Genomic DNA, 18,146 nt, shown 5'->3' with positions numbered 1-18,146 from the left:
ACCATGAACCGAACCGCGCTGTCCCTGCTGGCCATTGCGAGCTTGAGCGCCTGCATGAACCTGGCGCCGGCGCACCAGCGCCCGGCCCTGCCGGTGGCCGAGGCCGTCGGCCAGCCTGCCGAGGCCGCCGTGCAGCTGCCGAACTGGCAAGGCTTCTACGCCGACGCCCGCCTGCAGCGCCTGATCGAGACCGCGCTGCGCCACAACCGCGACCTGCGCGTGGCGCTGGCGAACGTCGAACAGGCCGCCGCGCTGGCGCGCGTCAGCGACGCCAACCGCTGGCCCGCCGTGGGCCTGGGTGCGGCGATGTCGCGCCAGCCCAAGGCGCAGGGCGAGGGCATCAGCAGCAACTACCAGGTCGGCCTGCAGCTCAGCGCCTACGAGATCGACCTCTGGGGCAAGCTGAAGAACCAGAGCGAGGCCGCACAGGCCCGCTACCTCGCCAGCACCGAAGGCGCCCGCGCCGCCCAGCTCAGCCTGGTGGCCGCCGTGGCCTCGGCGCACTACGCGCTGCAGACCGACGAGCAGCTGCTGGCGCTGGCGCGTCGCACGCTGGAAAGCCGCCTGGAGAGCCACCGCCTGGTGAAGCTGCGCTTCGACCAGGGCGCCGCTTCGAGCCTGGAGCTGCAGGGTGCCATTTCGGCACTGGAAGCCACCCGCGCCGCCCTGGCCCAGGCCGAGCGCCAGCGCGCCCAGGACGAGCACGCCCTCGTCCTGCTGACCGGTCAGTCCTTGGGGCCCGAGCTGCCCGCCGCCACGCCCCTGCTGGATCAGGCCCTGGCCCCGCTGGCCGCCGGTGTGCGCTCCGAGCAACTGCTGCAGCGCCCTGACGTGCGCCAGGCCGAGGCCCAGCTGATCGCCGCCGAGGCCAACATCGGCGCTGCCCGCGCGGCCTTCTTCCCGTCCATCTTCCTGAGCACCAGCGCCGGCACCGCCAGCAGCCAGCTCAGCGAGCTGTTTAAGCAGAGCGCCTGGAGCTTCAGCGGCCAGCTGCTGCAGCCCCTGTTCGACGCCGGCCGCAACCGCGCCAACCTGGCCGCCAGCCAGGCCGCCCGCGACGCCGCCGTGGCCCAGTACGACAAGGCCGTGCAGCAGGCCTTCCGCGAAGTGGCCGACGCCCTGGTGGCGCGCAGCACCCTGACCGAGCAGCTGCGTGCGCAGGAAGCCCAGGCGGCCGCCGAGGCTGAGCGGCTGCGCCTGGTGGAGCTGCGCTTTGCCAATGGGGCGTCCAGTCAGCTGGAGCTGTTGGATGCGCAGCGGGCGAGCTTTGCGGCGCAGCAGGCGGCCTTGCAGGTGCGGCTGGCGAGTTTGCAGGCGGGGGTGGGGTTGTTTAGGGCGCTGGGCGGGGGTGGCTAACTGCCGGCCCTTGTTCCAGCGCCTCGCCTTGGCCAGAACTTGTATGCCAAGGCGGAGCAGCCGAAGCTGAAGAGGGCTAGCAGCAAGGTCAGAAGTAGCCAGGCCCAGACTGATGAACGGTCTAAGAGAAAGACCAGGAGGCGCGAGGCTCCGTCTCCTTCCAGTCTGTCCCTAAGCAGGATCAAATCGTACTGACTGAGCTCGTACAGCCAGCCATAGAGCGGATAGCCGACAACAACACAGGTCGACGAGCCAACTAGAGCGTAGAGAAGTGGTTTGCGGATGCGGTGGGCCTGTCGCCAGGCTATGAGTGGCGCAACCCAGATGGGCGCCGAAAACAGAGTGAACATGGTGACCAGCAGGAGCCAGCTGAGGGGCCCAATGCTGAGCAGATCGTCGATGGTCATGCTCGCGCTCCCTTTTGGAGGCCCTGAGAGGCTCACAGCGGGCATTCTGGCTGCGCCGGAAATTCAATAGGGCCTGTCCGAAGCTGCGCTGAAACATGGCCCGTCGGCAATTCAAAGGCAGAGCATCTAAGCGCTTTGGGCGGCCTTTGAGGGACCCCGCCGGGATTTCGTCCCGGCAGCCGACCTACTTTCTTGCTCGTGCAAGAAAGTAGGCAAAGAACACGGCCCCGATTCCGGCGCCCGGCCTGCGGCCGGGTCCCCTGCGCTGCGCGAAATGCTGGGCCGGCCCAAAACTCACTGCGTTCGCTGCTCTCACTCCGCTCAGACAGTTGGGCCGAGTCAGTCAGGTGGGCGTGCGTGCCGCACGCCGCCCAGCATTTCTGTGCTGCTCGGCACCTGCATAGGGGCAGCAGCCAACAGCCGAATACCGAACAGCCCGGACTTCAACCATGGCGCCGTTTCCCGGCTGCTGGCTGTTCGGCTGTTGGCTGCTCGCCCTTCGTAGCTGCCGAGCAGCACAGCGGCTTGGGGCGCGCGCGCAGCGCGCTTCAACATCTGACCCAGGGCGGCCGTTCAAACGGAGAGAGCGAAGCGAACGCAGTGCGTTCCGCCCTGCAGCCCCAAGACGCGAGCAGCGCAGGGAATCCCCGGCCGCAGGCCGGGGACAGCGGAGCGGGCGCGTGTTCTTTGCCTACTTTCTTGCACGAGCAAGAAAGTAGGTCGGCTGCCGGGACGACATCCCGGCGGGCTCCCTCGCAGGCAGTTCAATCAGCGCGCAAAGCCACGCCCGAGCGGTCAAGCCACCGCCACGGTCACCGCCACGCCGCTCAGCACCGCATTGCCACTCAAAGGATCCCGCTGCCCATCCGACACCAGCGCATTGAGATTCGCCCCCGGCCGCTCGCTCGCCACCCGCAACCGGGTGTCGGGCTGGTCGTGACCCCAGCCGTGCGGCAGGCTGACGACGCCGGGCCGCAGCGTGTCGCTCAGCTCCAGGCGCGCCTGGACCTGACCACCGGGGCCTTCGATGCGCACCAGCGCGCCATCCGAAAGCCCACGCTGAGACGCATCGGCCGGATGCATCTGCAAGGTGCAGCGCTCCGGCCCCTTGGCCAAGAGCGGCAGGTTGTGCATCCAGCTGTTGTTGGAGCGCAGGTCGCGGCGGCCGATCAGCACCAGCTCGGGCGCGGGCTCGTCCAGCGCGGCGGCCAGGGCCGGGGCTTCGGCCAGGAACTCGGGAGGCGCCAGCTCGATGCGGCCGCTGGGTGTGCGCAGCAGCTCGGGCACGCGTGGCTGCAGGGCGCCGAGGTCGATGCCGGCCGGCGCCGCGCGCACCTGGTCCAGGTTGAGGCCGCCGGGCTGGCGGCCGAACTGGTCGCCATAGGGCCCGAGGCGCAGCGCCAGGTCCACCAGGCGGGCCGGGCCGGGGGCGTCGCCCAGCGCAGCGCGCACCGGGGCGCGGAAGGCTTCGGGCAGGCTGCGCGCCAGTTCCTCGGCCAGCATCGCGTCGTCCAGTTCGGCCACGGGGGCGCGCCAGTTGCGGCCTTGCACCAGGGCGGTCAGGCGCAGCAGGTATTCCCAGTCGTCGGGTTCGTCGGCGGGCAGCAAGGCCTCACTCCAGCGCGCGTGGTTGCGGATGCTGAGCTGGCTGAAGGCGATGTCGTAATGCGGGGTCTGCAGCGGGGAGAGGCTGGGCAGGATGACGTCGGCATGCCGCGTCGTCTCGTTGACGTAGACGTCCAGGCTGAGCATGAAGTCCAGCTGGCCCAGGGCTTCATCCAGCGCGGCGCCGCCGGGGCAGGAGAGCACGGGGTTGGAGGCCACGCTGATGAGGGCGCGCACCTGGCCGGGGCCGGGTGTGGCGATCTCCTCGCGCAGGCAGGTGATGGGCAGCTCGCCATAGACCTCGGGCGCGCCGCTGACGCGGCTCTTGCGCCGGCCCATGCGCACGCCTTTGGCCGGGCCGGGCAGGGTGTTGGCGGCAAAGCCAGCAGCCTTGGGGAACATGGCACCGCCCTCGCGGTCCAGGTTGCCGGTGAGGATGTTCAGTGCGTCCACCAGCCAGGAATTGACGCTGCCGAAGCGCTGGGTGCAGGTGCCCAGGCGGCCGTAGACGGCGGCGCGCGGGGCGGCGGCGAGGTCGCGCGCCAGCTGGCGGATGGTGGCGGCTTCGAGCCCGCAGCGCGCCGCGACGCGCTCGGGCGGGTAGGGCGCCACGAAGGCGCAAAGGTCGTCCAGGCCGTTCAGGTGTTCGCTCAGCCGGCCGGGCTTCACCAGGCCTTCTTCGAACAGGGTGGCGGCCAGGGCCAGCAGCAGGTAGGCATCTGACCCCGGGCGCAGCGCCAGGTGCTGGTTGGCCAGCGCCGCGGTTTCGGTGCGGCGTGGGTCCACCACCACCAGCTTGCCGCCGCGCGCCTGCAGGTCCTTCAGCCGGGTCTTGACGTCGGGCACGGTCCACATCGAGCCGTTCGAGGCCAGCGGGTTGCCGCCCAGCATGAGCAGGAAGTCGCAGCGGTCCACGTCCGGCACGGCTACCGAAAACCAGTGGCCGAACATCAGCGCGCTGGACAGCTGCTTGGGCATCTGGTCCAGCGTGGAGGCCGAGAACACATTGGCGGTGCCGATGGCGCGCACCAGGCGCGGGAAGTAGGCCAGCAGGCCCATGCGGTGCACGGCGGGGTTGCCGATGACGGCGGCGACCGAATCGGGCCCGTACAGGCGCAGGGTGTTGAGCAGCTGGGCCTCGACCTCTTCGAGCGCCTCCTCCCAGCCGACCTCAACGAACACGCCGCCGCGCTTGACGAGCGGGCGGCGCAGGCGGTCCGGGTCCTCGTGCAGATCCTTCAGCGCCACCGCCTTGGGGCAGAGGTAGCCGCGCGAGAAGGGGTCGTCCTCGGCGCCGCGGATGCGCGTGACCAGGCCGCCTGCATGCTCGATGCGCAGGCCGCAGGCGGCCTCGCACAGCGGACAGATGCGGTAACTGCCCGCCGTGCGGTCACTCATTCACTGCCCTTGGTGAGCGAGGCCACTTCGGCCTTGAAGCCGGCGTCATTGCGCACCTTCAGGATGGCGTTCCAGACGGTGCGCGCGGTGGAGGCGTTCTTGGCCGTGTAGACCTTGGAGAACATCGTGTAGTAGGGCTTCTCCACCAGCGCGGGCTGCACCTTCTCAATGGCGTCGCGCAGCGCGGCATCGGCGGCGATCGAGGCGTCGCCCTCGTTGACCTGCACCACGCCGGCCAGGTACTTGCCAGCGGCCACGCGCTTGAGCACCTCGTCGGCGGTGGGGGTGTTGTCCTCCACTTTGGCGCCCAGCTCCTTGAGCTGCGCCACCACCGAGAAGCCCTGTTGCGCACCCAGCAGCCCCTCGGCCTTCAGCACCTTGCCGTCCCAGGCCAGCGCCTTGCCCTTGCCCTTGTAGAAAAAGTAGGAGGTGCGGTACATGCGCCGCGTGGCGTCCACCTCGCCGTTCAGGTTGACGGGGTAGTCGGCGTACTCCGCGCGTTCCTTGTTGTGGCTGGCACTGACGGCGCCGTCGATGGCACCGGACTTGACGCCGGCCAGGCAGTCCTTCCAGGGCATGGGGGTGACCTTGATCGGGAAGCCGACGGCCTTCTCGACATGACCCATCATGATCTGCACATAGCCGGGCTTGCCACCCATCAGGATCCAGGGCACGTTGTCGGCGTTCTCCATGCACAGGTTCAGTGGGGTCTGGGCGAGGGCCGGGCCGGCCAACAGGCCAAGACTCAGCAGGCGCAGACTCTGCAGCAGCGAACGGGAACGGGCCATGGCGGGCTCCTTCTTTTGGGGGAGGAGAGGCCAGTTTGCGCGGTGTGCGCCGGGCTGCAAACGGGCTTACCCGAACCGTCGCGGTTCACGCCACAAGGGCGCGCAGCTCTCGCTCCAGCAGTTCGCGCTTGCCCAGGTTGACCTCCACCAGGCGGCGCAGGTGGCTGATGGACTCCAGGTCGATCGAGCGGCACTGCAGGCCGGCGTGGTCTGCCTTCACATGGGCCAGCTCGGCCGCCATCTTGATCGTTACGTCGCCCAGGCGCAGGGCCAGCAGGCAGGGTTCGCCCGGTTCCACGCGCAGGCCGGCGGGCAGGCGCACCAGCGCGCCCTGCAGGGAGATGTCGAGCAGCTGCACGTCAAGGCGCGTGTCCACGGTGCTGAGCTGGGCCTGGGCATCAAAATGGATGCGGGCGAATTGGCGGCGTTCTTCGTGGGCGGACACGGGGCGACTCGGGCGGTGGCTGAGCGCCCATGATGCGCGCAAAGCCGGGTGCTGAACAGCGCGCGGCTTGATGGAAATCCCCATGCCCGCGCCGCCCGGCCTGCCTACAGTCAGCCCATGCAGCTTCCCGCCTTCATCGATATCGAGGCCAGCGGCTTTGGTCGCGGCAGCTATCCCATCGAGGTGGGCTTTGTGGACCGCGACGGCCAGCTGTTCTGCACCCTGGTGCAGCCGGAGGCCGACTGGTCACACTGGGACGAAGGCGCGGCCGCCCTGCACGGCATCGAGCGCGAGCTGCTCAGCAGCCATGGCCGGCCCAGCACCTGGGTGGCCGAGCAGCTGAACCAGCGCTTGGCCGGACAAACCGTGTACTGCGACGGCTGGGCCCAGGATTACCCCTGGCTGGCGCGCCTGTTCGAAGCCGCCGAGGCCGCGCCCGCCTTCAAGCTGGAAGACCTGCGCACCCTGCTGGATGAACAGCAGGCGCAGTGCTGGCATGACACCGTGATGCGCGTGCGCAACGAGCTTTCGATTGGCCGGCACCGCGCCAGTAGCGACGCGAAGGTACTGCAGATCGCGCTGCAGCGCCTGCTGCACAGCTGATCAGCGGCGCAGCGTCGGCGCCGGGGGCATGCGGCTGAGGGCGCGGTTCAGCCGGTCCAGCAGGGCGCGCAGTTGCATGGACTTGGGTACGCCCAGGTGCAGCGGGTCCAGGTAGAGCGGCTGGGACAGCAGCTCGAAGCGCTCACGCTGGCCGCGCAAATCCGGATCGCGTTCGATGGCGGCCTGCAGGCTCAGCGCACCGCCGCCAATCACTGCCGCGTCCAGCCGTCCGGCCAGCAGCATGCGCAGACGGCGCACCAGGGCCCAGTCGCGCTCCACCCTCAGATCGCCACGCTGGATGGCTTGCTCCAGCGCGTCACCAAAGCTGGCGCCCTTGGGCAGGCCGATGGTCTTGCCGTACAGGTCGGGCAGGCCGCGAAAGCGGAAGCCCTGGCCGCGGCGCACCACCACGGCAATGTCGTCGTGCATCAGCGGCGCCGAGAAATCCAGCCAGCGCGCCCGCTCCTGCGTGTAGGAAAGGCCGAGCACACCGCCCTCAGCTTGTTCGGCCAGCATCAGCGCGCGGTTCAGGCCCACCAGCTCGATGACGAACTGGTCGCCGCTGAAGGCGCTGCTGCGCTGCAGGCGCTCAACCAGCAGGCCGGCCGGGCGCTCCGCCTGGCGGTGGATCAGCGGGTAGTAATCCTCGTCGGCGAACACCCGCAGCGAATCGGCCCGCGCCGCGCTGCCCGCCAGCCCGCCGGTCAGGGCGAACAGCAGCTGGCGGCGTTGGCAGTGCGGCGACTTCCACATGCCCCCAGGCTAGCGCGTTGGCGCGGCGCTGGGAACGGCTGGCGTCAGCTCGGGCTTGATGTGTTGCCGGGCGGCTCGGTGGGCTTTGCCAGCTCGCGCAGACAGTTCAGGCACAGGCAGCCGCTGTAGCGCTGCGCCAGCTCGGCGCGCAGCGCGGCGCTGAGCTTCAGCTCGAAGCAGTCGCAGCGCGCCTCGGCCGCACCGCAATGAAAACCGCCGCCGCAACGCGGGCAGTGGCTGTTATCGGTAGAGCTGGGCATGTTGTTCCCGCAGCAGTTTCTTCTGCACCTTGCCCATGGCGTTGCGCGGCAGCTCGGTGGCCAGCAGCACGCGCTTCGGGCATTTGAAGGCGGCCAGGCGCCGGCGCATGGCGGCGATCAGCACGGCTTCGTCCAACTGCGCGCCGGGCAGGGGGATCACCAGGGCGGTGACGGCCTCGCCGAAATCCGGGTGCGGCAGGCCGATGACGGCCGACTCCTGCACGCCGGGCAGCTCGTTCAGGTGCATCTCCACCTCGGCCGGGTAGACGTTGAAGCCGCCGCTGATGACCAGGTCCTTGGCGCGGCCCACCAGGTGCAGATAGCCGTGGGCGTCCAGCCGGCCCATGTCGCCGGTGCGGAAGTAGCCGTCGGGCGTGAATTCGCTGGCGTTCAGCTCGGGGCGCTTCCAGTAGCCGGCAAACACGTTCGGCCCCTTGACCTCGACACTGCCGACGCTCTCGGCATCAGGCTCGGCAATGCGCAGCTGCACGCCCGGCAGCGCCGGGCCCACCGAGGCGCGCACGCGTGGCCCGTTCAAGGGGTTGCTGGTCAGCATGCCGGTCTCGCTCATGCCGTAGCGCTCCAGGATGCGCTGACCGATGCGGGCCTCGAACTCGTCGAAGGTTTCGGCCTGCAGAGGTGCCGAGCCGCTGATGAACAGACGCACGCTCGCCGCCGCCGCGCGTGTGAAGCCGGCGTGGGCCAGCAGGCGCGTGTACAGCGTGGGCACGCCCATGAAGACCGTGGCGCCCTGCAGGGCGCTGCACACCGCGGCGGGCTCGAAGCGCTGCAGCCAGCGCATGGAGCTGCCGCTGAGCAGCGCGCAGTGGCTGGCCACGAACAGGCCGTGCACATGGAAGATCGGCAGCGCGTGCACCAGCACATCGGCCTGCGGCTGCCAGCCCCACACCTCCACCAGGGTGCGCGCATTGCTGAGCAGATTGCCGTGCGTGAGCACGGCGCCCTTGGAGACGCCGGTGGTGCCGCTGGTGTAGAGGATGGCCGCCGGGTCGCCGGCCTGACGGGGCAGGGGCCTGTGCTGGTCGGCGTGGAAGCTGGCGCGCTCCAGCAGCGTGCCCTGGCGTTCGGCCCCCAGTGTGAACACCCACCCCACCCCGAGTTGGAAGGCCAGGCTGCTGTGGCGGCCAAACGTCTCGGGGGCGCAGACCAGGATGCGCGGCTCGGCGTCCTTGAGGAAATGCGTCAGCTCGGCCGCCTGGTAGGCCGGGTTCAGCGGCACCAGCACCAGGCCGCTGCGCAGGCAGGCCAGCCAGACCATCAGGGCCTCGACCGACTTTTCCACCTGCAAGGCCAGGCGCTCGCCGGGTTGCAGGCCAAGGTCGGCGAACAAGTTGGCGAGCATGGCCGAGCCGCGCTCCAGGTCGCGCCAGGTGTAGGCCGGCTGGCCTTCCTGATCCCAGACAGTGAGGGCGATGCGGTCCAGATCGGCAGGGAAGGCGGCGCGCAGGGCGCTGAACAGGGAGTCGTCGTGCTGCATACCGGGATTCTCGGCCGCGGGCTGGGCGCATAGAGTTGGCGCATGGCCCCGGATGCACTGCCCCCTTTTGCCTGGCGCCGCCGCCACTGGCTGGCGGCCGCGGCGCTGGGCCTGCCGGCGCGCCCGGCCTCGGCGCGGGTGGTGCTGCGCTATGCCCAGCTTGCGCTGCTGCCGCAGGATCTGCGCCTGAACTTCGCCCTTTCCCTGCTCCAGTTGGCGCTGGCCACCCAGGGTGTGGAGGCCAGCTTCGAGCCCACCGAGATGGCGATGGAGCGCCCGCGCGCCTTCCGTGCCCTGCGCGAGGGCCACATCGACTTCATGTGGGCGGCGCTGAACGACGAGGCCGAGCGCCTGGCCCGGCCGATCTACATCCCGCTCTACCGCGGCCTGATGGGGCAGCGCGTCTTCATCATCCACAAGGAGCGGCAGGCGCAATTTGCCGCCGTGAACAAGCTCGAAGACTTGGCCGGACTGACCGCCGGGCAGGGCGTGGGCTGGGTGGACACCACCATCCTGCGCGCCGCCGGCCTGAAGGTGGTGTCCAACACCTACGACGCGCTGTTCCGCATGGTGGCGCGCGGCACCATCGACTATTTCCCGCGCGGCGCCCTGGAGGCGGTGGGTGAGCTGAGCCTGCGCAGCCAGGACGCGCCCGAGCTGATGCTGGAGCCGCGCCTGCTGCTGAGCTACCGCAACGACCAGATCTTCTACGTGCGCCACGAGAACAAGGCCCTGGCCGCGCAGATCGAGGCCGGCTTGCGCAGCCTGCACGAGAGCGGTGCCTACCGGCGCCTCTTTGACACGCACACCTTCACGAAGGAAGGGCTGCGCGGCGCCAACTTGGAGCGCCGCCTGCGCTTCCACATTCCAAACCCGACCCTGAGCCCCGCGGCGAACGCCATCCCGGACCGCTACTGGATGTAGCCGGAATGGCCCCTGGGCGGCGGCGGGCCGCATTCCGCCCGCAGAATGTCCGCCCCCTGTCGCCCTGAGCCTTCCATGTCGGCACCCATCCGCATCCGTGGCGCCCGCCAGCACAACCTCAAGAACCTGGACCTGGAGATCCGCACCGGCGAGCTGACGGTCGTCACCGGCCCGAGCGGTTCGGGCAAGAGCTCGCTGGTGTTCGACACCCTGTACGCGGAAGGCCAGCGCCGCTACGTCGAGACCTTCAGCGCCTACGCTCGCCAGTTCCTGGACCGCATGGACCGTCCGGCGGTGGACAGCGTGGAAGGCGTGCCGCCGGCCATCGCCATCGACCAGACCAACCCGGTGCGCAACAGCCGCAGCACGGTCGGCACGATGACCGAGCTGAACGACCACCTGAAGCTGCTCTACGCCCGCGCCGCCCGCCTGTTCGACCGCCAGACCGCCCAGGAAGTGCGCGCCGACACGCCTGCCAGCATCGCCGCCGACCTGCGCCAGCGTGCCGCCGCAGCGGGCGAGCCGCGCGTGGCGCTGACCTTCGCGGTGCAACTGCCCGCCCAGGTGGAGGAGGCGCAGATCGAGCAGTGGCTCTCCAGCGCCGGCTTCACGCGCTACCTGAACCGGCGCGAGCAGGGCGGCCAGACGGTCATCGACGTGGTGGCCGACCGCATCCGCGTGGGCAGCGCCGAGGACGCGCGCCTGATGGAAGCCATCGAAACCTGTCTGACGCGCGGCCAGGGCCTGATGGCGGTGCAGAACCTCGACGGACCGGAACAGTGGCGCTACAGCAGCAGCCTGCACTGCCCCGAGAGCGACCTGCGCTACCGCCCGGCCCAGCCGGCGCTGTTCAGCTTCAACTCCGCCCTGGGCGCCTGCGAGCACTGCCGCGGCTTTGGCCGCGTCATCGGCGTGGACTGGGGCCTGGTGATCCCGGACGAGAAGAAGACCCTGCGCGGCGGCGCCATCAAGCCCTTCCAGACCCCGGCCTGGGCCGAGTGCCAGGACGACCTGATGAAACACGCCGGCGTGGCCGGTATCCCGCGCGACACCGCCTGGAGCCATCTCAGCCCCGAGCAGCGCCACTGGGTGCTGGAAGGTCAGGAGGACTACAAGGACGGCCAGTGGGGCAAGAAGTGGTACGGGGTGCGGCGCTTCTTCGCCTACTTGGAGACCAAGGCCTACAAGATGCACATCCGGGTGCTGCTGTCCAAGTACCGCAGCTACACCGAATGCCCGCATTGCCGGGGCGCGCGCCTGCAGACCGAGAGCCTGCTCTGGCGCCTGGGCAGCAAGGCCGAGGCCGACGCCGTGCTGGCGCCCGCCGCGCGCTTCCTGCCCGTGGGCGTGGCCTGGACGCCCGCGCAGCTGGCCGCACTGCCCGGCTTGGCCCTGCCGGACCTGCTGCAGCTGCCCATCGCCCAGGTGCGCGCCTTCTTCGACGCCTACCAGCCGGATTCGGCGCTGCTCGATGAGGCGCTGGGCCATCTGCTCGACGAGATCCGCAACCGCCTGAAGTACCTGTGCGATGTGGGCCTGCATTACCTGACGCTGGACCGCCAGAGCCGCACGCTCAGCGGCGGCGAGGTACAGCGCATCAACCTGACCACGGCCCTGGGCACCAGCCTGGTCAATACCCTGTTCGTGCTGGATGAGCCCAGCATTGGCCTGCATCCGCGCGACATGCACCGCATCACCCAGGCCATGCACCGCCTGCGCGACGCCGGCAACACCCTGGTGGTGGTGGAGCACGACCCGGCGGTGATGTTCGCCGCCGACCGCGTGCTCGACATGGGCCCCGGCCCCGGCATGCTGGGCGGCCATGTGGTGTTCGACGGCACGCCCGAAGCCCTGCGGGCCGCCAACACCATGACCGGCAACTACCTGGGCGGCCGCCGCCATGTCGGCATGGGCCTGAAGCGCGTGGTGGAAGCGAGCACGCCGCGCCTGCTGCTGGAAGGCGCGCGCGAGCACAACCTGCGCTCGCTCTCGGTCGAGATCCCGCTGCAGCGCTTCGTCGTCGTCACCGGCGTCAGCGGCTCGGGCAAATCGACCCTGGTGCAGGACGTGCTGGTGCCGGCCTTGAAGCGCCATTTCGGCGAGAGCACCGATGCCCCCGGCGCGCACGACCGCCTGCTCGGCGCCGACTGGCTGGCCGGCGTGGTCTTCGTCGATCAATCGCCGATCGGCAAGACCGCGCGCTCCAACCCGGCCTCGGTGGTGGGCGCCTTCGACGAGGTGCGCAAGCGCTTTGCCCAGGCGCCGCTGGCGCTGGAGCGCGGCTATGGCGCCGGCCACTTCAGCTTCAACGCCGGCGAGGGCCGCTGCCCCAGCTGCGCGGGCACCGGCTTCGAGCATGTGGAGATGCAGTTCCTCAGCGATGTGTACTTGCGCTGCCCGGACTGCAATGGCAGCCGCTACCGCGCCGAACTGCTGGAGGTGGTGATCGAGCGCGGCAGCCGCAAGCTGAGTGTGGCCGAGGTGCTGGACCTGACGGTGGCCGAGGCGGTGGAGCTGTTCCAGCACGACCGTGAGCTGCTGGCCAAGCTACAGCCCCTGCAGGACGTGGGCCTGGACTACCTGCGCCTGGGCCAGCCCGTGCCCACGCTGAGCGGCGGCGAGGCCCAGCGCCTGAAGCTGGCCTCGCACCTGGCGGATTCGGGCAGCAAGCCGCGCGTGGCCAAGAAGGGCCTGCTGTTCGTGTTCGACGAGCCCACCACCGGCCTGCACTTCGACGACATCGCCAAGCTGATGCGCTCGATGCGCAAGCTGCTCAGCGCCGGGCATTCGCTGCTGCTGATCGAGCACAACCTCGACGTCATCCGCGCGGCCGACTGGCTGATCGACTTGGGGCCCGAGGGCGGCAGCGAAGGTGGTCTGCTGGTCTGCGAGGGCACCCCCGAAGACGTGCGCGAGCACGCCAGCAGCCACACCGCCCAGGCCCTGCGCGATTACGCCTTGGCGATGGACGAGCCGCTCAAAGCCGCGGAAGGGGTGCCGCTGCAGACCCTGCTGCTGAACCGCCGCAAGGAGCGCGCCGCGCAGAGCGAGGCGATCCAGATCGTCAACGCCCGCGAGCACAACCTCAAGGGCGTGCATGTGGACGTGCCGCGCGGCAAGTTCAACGTCATCACCGGGGTCAGCGGCTCGGGCAAGAGCACCCTGGCCTTCGACATCCTGTTCAACGAAGGCCAGCGCCGCTACCTCGAATCGCTGAACGCCTATGCGCGCTCCATCGTGCAGCCGGCCGGCCGGCCGGAGGTGGATGCGGTGTGGGGCATCCCACCCACGGTGGCCATCGAACAGCGCCTGAGCCGCGGGGGGCGCAAGAGCACGGTGGCGACGACCACCGAGGTCTGGCACTTCCTGCGCCTCTTGTGGGTGAAGCTCGGCGTGCAGCACTGTGTGCACGACGGCGCGGTGGTGGCGCCGCAGTCGGCCGAGCAGATCCTGGCGCAGATCCAGAGCGAGTACCGGGGCCAGCACATCGGCCTGCTGGCGCCCCTGGTGATGCACCGCAAGGGCCTGTACACCGACCTGGCCAAGGCCCATGCGGCCAAGGGCTACACGCATCTGCGCGTGGATGGGCTGTTCATCCCCACCAAGCCCTGGCCGCGTCTGGACCGCTTCAAGGAGCATGTGATCGAGTTGCCGGTGGGCGAGGTGGAGGTCAACCCCGCCAACGAGCCCGCGCTGCGCGAGCTGCTGGCCAAGGCGCTGGAGGCTGGCAAGGGCGTCGTGCACTTGCTGCCTTGCCTGAGCGGCGAGCAGCCGGTGCGCGTGTTTTCCACCGAGCGCGCCTGCCCGGTCTGCGGCACCAGCTACCCGCAGCTGGACCCGCGCCTCTTTTCCTACAACAGCAAGCAAGGCTGGTGCGGCAGCTGCGTGGGCACCGGCCTGGCGCTGGACCGCAGCCAGCGCCAGGCGCTGGACGACTCACAGCTGGCCGGCGACGAGAAGGGCCGTGAGCAGCAGCTCTCGCACGAGCCCGAACTGGAGGGCGTGAGCGACCAGCCCTGCCCGGACTGCGGCGGCGCACGCCTGAACCCCACCGCGCGTGCGGTGCGCTTTGCCGAGGCGCCGATTGCCGACATCGCCCAGCTGAGCGTGGACGACTGCCTGGCCTGGGTGGACAGCCTGGCCCTGGCCGGTCGCGCGCATGAAATCGGCCGCGACGTGCTGAGCGAGATCCGCGCCCGCCTGGCCTTCCTGCAGCAGGTGGGCCTGGGCTACCTGACCCTGGACCGCGCCGCCCCCACGCTGAGCGGTGGCGAGGCCCAGCGCATTCGCCTGGCCGCCCAGCTGGGTTCGCATCTGCAGGGTGTTTGCTACGTGCTGGACGAGCCCACCATCGGCCTGCACCCGCGCGACAACCGCATCCTGCTCGACGCGCTGCAGACCCTGGCCAGCCGCGGCAACACCCTGGTGGTGGTGGAGCATGACGAGGACACCATCCGCCGCGCCGAGCACCTGATCGACATCGGCCCCGGCGCCGGCCAGCGCGGCGGGCGCGTGGTGGCGCAGGGCACGGCGGCGGATCTGGCGGCGGCGCCCGAATCCACCACCGGCCGCTGCCTGGCCGAACCGATGCGCCACCCGCTGCGCCCGCGCCGGCCCGTGGACGCCGACACCGCGCTTGTCACGGTGCGCGGTGCCCATCTGCACAACCTGCAGCAACTGGATGCGGCCCTGCCGCTGAGCCGCCTGGTCGGCGTGACCGGGGTGTCGGGCTCCGGCAAGAGCACCTTGGCGCGCGAGGTGCTGCTGGCCAATCTGGCCGCCGCCGTGCCGCTGCGCAGGGCGCTGCCGAAATGGAGCGGCTGTGCCTCGATCGAAGGCCACGAGGCGGTGGAGCGCGTGCTCGAAGTCGACCAGACCCCGATCGGCAAGACGCCGCGCAGCTGCCCGGCCACCTACATCGGCTTCTGGGACGCGATCCGCAAGCTGTTTGCCGAAACGCTCGAGGCCAAGGGCCGCGGCTTCCAGGCCGGGCGCTTCAGCTTCAACACCGGCCCCGGCCGCTGCCCGGCCTGCGAAGGGCAGGGCATGCGCACGGTGGAGATGAGCTTCCTGCCCGATGTGAAGCTGGTCTGCGACGTCTGTGCCGGCCAGCGCTTCAACCCCGAGACCCTGGCGGTGCGCTGGCGGGGCAAGAGCATCGGCGAGGTGCTGGCCATGCCGGTGGACGAGGCGGTGGAGTTCTTCGCCGCCATGCCGGCCATCCACCACCCGCTCAAGCTCTTGCAGGACGTCGGCCTGGGCTACCTGACGCTGGGTCAGCCTTCCCCCACGCTGAGTGGCGGCGAGGCCCAGCGCATCAAGCTGGTGAGCGAGCTGGTGAAGGTGCGCGAGGACCTGCGCCGCCAGAAGCAGCCGCACACGCTCTATGTGCTGGATGAGCCCACGGTGGGCCTGCACATGGCCGACGTGGCGCGCCTGATCGCGGTGCTGCACCGGCTGGTGGATGCCGGGCATTCGGTCTGGGTGATCGAGCACGACCTCGACCTGATCGCCGAAGCCGACTGGGTCATCGACCTGGGGCCCGAGGGCGGCAAGGGCGGCGGCCGCCTGGTGGCGGCCGGCACGCCGGAAGACCTGGTAGCGGCGGGTACCCACACGGGCCAGGCGCTGGCCGGGGTGCTGGCGCGCTAGCTAGAAATCCTCCAGCGGCACCGGTCGGCCGAACAGCCAGCCCTGGCCGGTTTCGCAGCCCAGCGCGTTCAAGAAGGCCGCCTGGGCCTCGGTCTCCACGCCTTCGGCCACCAGCTGCAGCTTCAAGGCCTTGGCCATGCCGACGATGGCGCGCACCAGCGCGTCGGCCTCGCCGTCCTGGCCCAGGTCCTTCACGAAGCTGCGGTCGATCTTCAGCACATCCACCGGCACGCGGCGCAGCATGGCCAGCGACGAATAGCCGGTGCCAAAGTCGTCCAGTGCCAGCGCCACGCCCAGGTCCTTGAGGGCGAAGAGCTGCTGCTGCGTGGCCTGGTCGTGGTCCAGCAGCAGGGATTCGGTGACCTCCAGCTCCAGGCGCTGCGGGTTCACGCCGTGCTCGGTCAACAGCCGCGCCACGGTGGCGGGCAGGCGGCCGTTGCGGAACTGGCGAGCCGACAGGTTGGCCGCCAGGCGCAGCTGCGCGTGCGGCCCGCCCTGCCAGGCCGCCAGGGTCGCGCAGCAGCGTGCCAGCACCCAGTCGCCCAGCCCGCCCTCGGCATCGATCAGCCCGCTTTCCTCGGCCAGGGGGATGAATCGGTCTGGCGGCACGTTGCCGAGCTGGGGTGAGTGCCAGCGCAGCAGGGCCTCGGCGCCCAGCAGGCTGCGGTCGGTGAGGCGGCGCTGGGCCTGGTAGTGCAGGCTCAGCTCGCCCTGGGGCTGGGCGCGGCGCAGGCGGTTCAGCAGCTGCACGCGCTCGAGCGCCCGCTCGTTCATGTCGGCCCGGTAGAACTGGTGATGCCCGCCGCCTTGCTCCTTGGCGCGGTGCAGCGCGGTCTCGGCGTGTTGCAGCAGCACCTCGGCGCTGCTGCCGTCGTCGGGCCAGCAGCTCAGCCCCAGGCTGGCGCTGAGGTAATGCTCCTGCTCCCCGCTGCCAAAGGGCTGGCGGAACAGGCCCAGCAGCTGCTGGGCCAGGCTCTCGGCCTCGGCCTCGTCGCGCACGCTTTCGATCAGCACGCCGAAGTGGTCACCGCCCAGTCGGGCCAACAGATCATGGGCGCGCAGTCGGCCACGCAGGCGCTCGGCGCAAGCGTTCAGCAGGCTGTCGCCGCGGCTCGGGCCGAAGCTCTCGTTCACCAGCCGGAAGCGGTCCAGCCCCAAGCAGCCCACCAGCAGCTTGCCCTGCGGGTTGCGGCGCTGGCGCGAGAGCGCCTCTTCCAGCCGCTCGCTCATCTGCAGGCGGTTGGGCAGGCCGGTCATGTCGTCGTGGCGGGCCAGGCGATCGATGCGCGAGGCGGCCGCCTTGCTTTCGGTGATGTCGAGCAGGGTGCCGATGCGGCGCTGCGGCACGGTGGGGTCGGGGGCCTCCACATGCAGCAGGAAATGGCGCTCCTGCCCCGCCACCAGCTGGCGCAGCTCCAGGTCCAGCGCTTCGCCGCGCTGCACATGGATCCAATGCGCCTGCAGCTGCTGGCGTGTGGCTTCGTCAAGGCGCTGCAGCAACAGCTGGCGGCTGGCTTGACCGGGGCCGACGCCGAACCATCGCCCCAGTTCGGCGGACCAGCGCACCTCGTCGGTCAGCAGTTCCCATTCCCACCAGCCCGCGTGGCTGACCTGGCTGATCACGCTGAGCTGCCGCTCGCGCTGGTGCCCTTCCAGCATGGCCTGGCGCTGCTGGCGCAGGTCCACGTCAATGCAGTACATCTCGGGCTCGTCCCAGCCGTTGCGCAGCATCACGTGGCTGGAGAACACCGGCACCATGCTGCCGTCCTTGTGCTGCAACTCCAGTTCGCCGGCTGGAATGGCCACGCCTTCCTCCAGCCACGCGGTGTGCAGGCGCACCACGTCGGCGCGCATGGGCGGCGGCACGATCAGGTCTTCCAGCAGCCGGCCCAGGGCCTCCTCGCGCCGCCAGCCGTACAGCTGCTCGCTCGCGGCGTTCCAGTAAATGACACGGCGCAGGCGGTCGTAGCCCTGCACGGCCGTGGTGGGGGTCTGGTCAAAGGCGTGGCGGAAGCGCTGCTCGGCGTCGCGCCAGCTGTCCATGCGCTCGCCTTCGCCCGGCAGGTCGGTCAGGGCGGCGGCCAACACCCCCTGGCTGGCCCGCCCGGCCAGTCGCGCCCATTGCCCCGCCGCCGGGCCCTGCCCGATCCGAAAGCGCCGGTCCAGGCGGCCGCCATCGTGCGCGGTGGCCTGCACCGCCGCCAGCAGCGCGGCGCGGTCGGCCTCGTCCACCACGGCCAGGAAGGTTGTCAGCGGCCCTTCGACGGCCAGCCCCAGGGCGGTAGCCACATCCTCGTCGCATTGCAGGCGGGCGCTCTGTTGCTCGTAGCGCCAGGCACCCGCGAAGCCGCCGCCGGCCCATATGTGGGCAAGGTCTGCTGCCGGCTGCCGTTTCGCGGTGCTCATCCGCCTGCTCCCTGGTGGCGCTAAGGAGCGCTTCTACTTGGGGACTCAGGC

At 70.2% G+C, this 18,146-nt stretch carries 12 protein-coding genes; 4 read left to right on the top strand and 8 right to left on the bottom strand.

All coding sequences use genetic code 11. The annotated features are described in order from the left end of the window. The first annotated feature begins 3 nt into the window (after positions 1-3). Complete coding sequence (locus I7X39_RS04125; protein ID WP_232351695.1) at positions 4-1,356, top strand: efflux transporter outer membrane subunit; 1,353 nt, start codon at positions 4-6, stop codon at positions 1,354-1,356. On the opposite strand, the gene I7X39_RS04120 is transcribed toward I7X39_RS04125, so the two are convergent. From I7X39_RS04120 to I7X39_RS04105, 4 genes are all read right to left on the bottom strand, one after another. After that, the gene (locus tag I7X39_RS04120) at positions 1,353-1,763 is read right to left on the bottom strand and encodes a hypothetical protein (protein WP_198109697.1); all 411 of its coding nucleotides are present in this window, start codon (positions 1,761-1,763) and stop codon (positions 1,353-1,355) included. The genes I7X39_RS04125 and I7X39_RS04120 overlap by 4 nt on opposite strands. A 795-nt stretch (positions 1,764-2,558) precedes the next feature. Then, positions 2,559-4,766: a molybdopterin-dependent oxidoreductase gene (locus I7X39_RS04115; RefSeq protein WP_198109696.1), complete on the bottom strand. Its 2,208-nt coding sequence runs from the start codon at positions 4,764-4,766 to the stop codon at positions 2,559-2,561. After that, on the bottom strand, positions 4,763-5,554 hold the full coding sequence (locus I7X39_RS04110; protein ID WP_198109695.1) for a substrate-binding periplasmic protein: 792 nt from the start codon (positions 5,552-5,554) through the stop codon (positions 4,763-4,765). The genes I7X39_RS04115 and I7X39_RS04110 overlap by 4 nt, the downstream gene beginning before the upstream one ends. Before the next feature lie 85 nt (positions 5,555-5,639). Then, positions 5,640-5,999: a PilZ domain-containing protein gene (locus I7X39_RS04105; RefSeq protein WP_198109694.1), complete on the bottom strand. Its 360-nt coding sequence runs from the start codon at positions 5,997-5,999 to the stop codon at positions 5,640-5,642. A gap of 117 nt (positions 6,000-6,116) precedes the next feature. Between I7X39_RS04105 and I7X39_RS04100 the strand changes: the two genes are divergently transcribed. Then, a complete protein-coding gene (locus I7X39_RS04100; RefSeq protein WP_198109693.1) occupies positions 6,117-6,602 on the top strand; it encodes a 3'-5' exonuclease in 486 nt (161 codons plus the stop codon). Here I7X39_RS04100 and I7X39_RS04095 read toward each other — a convergent pair whose 3' ends face one another. Genes I7X39_RS04095 through I7X39_RS04085 form a run of 3 tightly spaced genes read right to left on the bottom strand, consistent with a single transcriptional unit; the run spans position 6,603 to position 9,113 of the window. Next, positions 6,603-7,355 (bottom strand): substrate-binding periplasmic protein, encoded by a 753-nt coding sequence (locus tag I7X39_RS04095; RefSeq protein WP_198109692.1) that lies wholly within the window; start codon positions 7,353-7,355, stop codon positions 6,603-6,605. A 44-nt stretch (positions 7,356-7,399) separates the two neighbouring features. Beyond that, a complete protein-coding gene (locus tag I7X39_RS04090) occupies positions 7,400-7,615 on the bottom strand; it encodes a cysteine-rich CWC family protein (RefSeq protein ID WP_198109691.1) in 216 nt (71 codons plus the stop codon). Then, positions 7,596-9,113 (bottom strand): malonate--CoA ligase, encoded by a 1,518-nt coding sequence (locus I7X39_RS04085; RefSeq protein ID WP_198109690.1) that lies wholly within the window; start codon positions 9,111-9,113, stop codon positions 7,596-7,598. Before I7X39_RS04085 ends, I7X39_RS04090 begins: the two co-directional genes overlap by 20 nt. Positions 9,114-9,155: 42 nt before the next feature. Between I7X39_RS04085 and I7X39_RS04080 the strand changes: the two genes are divergently transcribed. Beyond that, complete coding sequence (locus tag I7X39_RS04080; RefSeq protein ID WP_198109689.1) at positions 9,156-10,037, top strand: substrate-binding periplasmic protein; 882 nt, start codon at positions 9,156-9,158, stop codon at positions 10,035-10,037. 75 nt (positions 10,038-10,112) lie between these two features. Continuing rightward, positions 10,113-15,689: an excinuclease ABC subunit UvrA gene (gene uvrA / locus I7X39_RS04075; RefSeq protein ID WP_198109688.1), complete on the top strand. Its 5,577-nt coding sequence runs from the start codon at positions 10,113-10,115 to the stop codon at positions 15,687-15,689. Here the strand turns inward: uvrA and I7X39_RS04070 are convergent, their stop codons facing one another. Next, positions 15,690-18,095, bottom strand: a complete 2,406-nt coding sequence (locus I7X39_RS04070) for a putative bifunctional diguanylate cyclase/phosphodiesterase (protein WP_198109687.1) — start codon at positions 18,093-18,095, stop codon at positions 15,690-15,692. Between the last annotated feature and the right edge of the window lie 51 nt (positions 18,096-18,146).

Source organism: Inhella proteolytica (genome assembly GCF_016093275.1).
GTDB classification, from domain to species: domain Bacteria; phylum Pseudomonadota; class Gammaproteobacteria; order Burkholderiales; family Burkholderiaceae_C; genus Inhella; species Inhella proteolytica.
This window is presented reverse-complemented; position numbering and strand designations above follow the sequence as displayed.

Bases quoted from the DNA above. Each gene is read 5' to 3' on its own strand.
- I7X39_RS04125 (WP_232351695.1), top strand. From the start codon at position 4: ATGAACCGAACCGCGCTGTCCCTGCTGGCCATTGCGAGCTTGAGCGCC.
- I7X39_RS04120 (WP_198109697.1), bottom strand. From the start codon at position 1,763: ATGACCATCGACGATCTGCTCAGCATTGGGCCCCTCAGCTGGCTCCTG.
- I7X39_RS04115 (WP_198109696.1), bottom strand. From the start codon at position 4,766: ATGAGTGACCGCACGGCGGGCAGTTACCGCATCTGTCCGCTGTGCGAG.
- I7X39_RS04110 (WP_198109695.1), bottom strand. From the start codon at position 5,554: ATGGCCCGTTCCCGTTCGCTGCTGCAGAGTCTGCGCCTGCTGAGTCTT.
- I7X39_RS04100 (WP_198109693.1), top strand. From the start codon at position 6,117: ATGCAGCTTCCCGCCTTCATCGATATCGAGGCCAGCGGCTTTGGTCGC.
- I7X39_RS04095 (WP_198109692.1), bottom strand. From the start codon at position 7,355: ATGTGGAAGTCGCCGCACTGCCAACGCCGCCAGCTGCTGTTCGCCCTG.
- I7X39_RS04090 (WP_198109691.1), bottom strand. From the start codon at position 7,615: ATGCCCAGCTCTACCGATAACAGCCACTGCCCGCGTTGCGGCGGCGGT.
- I7X39_RS04085 (WP_198109690.1), bottom strand. From the start codon at position 9,113: ATGCAGCACGACGACTCCCTGTTCAGCGCCCTGCGCGCCGCCTTCCCT.
- I7X39_RS04080 (WP_198109689.1), top strand. From the start codon at position 9,156: ATGGCCCCGGATGCACTGCCCCCTTTTGCCTGGCGCCGCCGCCACTGG.
- uvrA (WP_198109688.1), top strand. From the start codon at position 10,113: ATGTCGGCACCCATCCGCATCCGTGGCGCCCGCCAGCACAACCTCAAG.
- I7X39_RS04070 (WP_198109687.1), bottom strand. From the start codon at position 18,095: ATGAGCACCGCGAAACGGCAGCCGGCAGCAGACCTTGCCCACATATGG.